General features: G+C 54.1%; 1 protein-coding gene. It reads right to left on the bottom strand.

Annotated features, from left to right (window positions below):
- Positions 1 to 37: 37 nt before the first annotated feature.
- Positions 38 to 1260, bottom strand: a protein-coding gene (locus AC07V0_RS29965) for an IS3 family transposase (protein ID WP_168206155.1) whose coding sequence is annotated in 2 segments (ribosomal slippage) — positions 38 to 909 and positions 909 to 1260 — 1224 coding nt in all. Because the reading frame shifts where the segments join, the coding sequence is not laid out codon by codon here.
- Positions 1261 to 1313 lie beyond the last annotated feature (53 nt).

The raw sequence follows: 1313 nt of genomic DNA, 5'->3' as shown, positions 1-1313 counted from the left end.
TGTCTAGTCCTGAAATAGGTTTACACCTGTTTCACCCTCAAAACGCCCGATGCACCGCATCGGGCGTTTTGCATTTCAACGATAGGTGCGGACGTTTGCTGTTGTAGATGCTTATCGACTCGTCGACCATTCGAATCGCCTCGGCCAGATCTCTAGGTCGGTGAAGCAGAAACTCTGTCTTCAAGATCCCGTTTACACGCTCCGCCAAAGCGTTCTGATAACAGTCATACCCGTCGGTCATCGAGCACCTGATTCCATGTTTGGCGTGCAACTTCTGGTAGAGATCAGAGCAGTATTGCGAGCCGCGATCTGAGTGATGCACCAGCGTCTGATCCGTTCTTCTGCCCCGTAGAGCCTTACTCATCGCCTGGATGACCGATTCGGTGTGCAGGGTTTCATGCACGTGATGGCCGACGATTTTGCGAGAGTAGGCATCGGTCACCAAGCTCACATAGGCAACGCTTTGTTGGGTCGGCAAATAGGTGATGTCCGCCACCCAGACCTGCTCGGGTCCCGTGGCAGTCACTTGATCAGGGCCAGGTTTTAACCGGTTCGGATGTCGGCGGAAGCGATGATGGCTATCAGTGGTCTTGTGATAGGCGCGCTTGCGAGGAACCAGTTGCCGATTGTCTCGCAAGATATCGAATAGCCGATCTCGACCTACCGTTTGCGTCAGCTCAGGCTCCGCCTGCATAAGGCCATGCAGCTTGCGAGTGCCCAGCCGGGGCATCTGAAGACGTGTTTCCAGGACAAAACCCAGCACTTTCTGAGCATGACTGGCTTGCGCGTCATAAGCCCGGTTTCGTTTGTAGTACGCCTGCCGGGATATACCCAGAAACTGGCAAGCCCTCTGAATACTCAGGCCTTGGACTTGCCCTTGGGTGAGGACTTGCCGGATCGCTTTTTTACGATAGAAACCCCGTAATCGTTCTTCAACACGTCAACCACCGCTTCGAAGAATTGGGCTTTCTGATTGGCAAGGGCCAGTTTTTCCTCCAGCTCCTTGATTCGCTGCTCAGGGGTCAGCGGCAAACTTTGTTCGTCCATCGGTCGGCTCCTCTGCGCGCGAATAGAGGCGCCTTGGCTCCAGTCCTGCCGCCCATGCTTGCGTAACCACACCAGCACAGTCGACCGCCCCTGAATTCCGTAGCGCCGTTGAGCCTCTTTATAACTCAACTCGCCTTTTTCGACCTGATCGACGACTGCCAATTTAAAGCCCAGCGTGTAATCACGTTGGCTGCGCCTTTTTCCCGTATCCATTGGTTCCTCCTGAAGATAAGTCAGAAGGTGTAAACCTTATTCAGGACGAGACA

Source organism: Pseudomonas sp. GW821-FHT01E10 (assembly GCF_059422365.1).
This window is presented reverse-complemented; position numbering and strand designations above follow the sequence as displayed.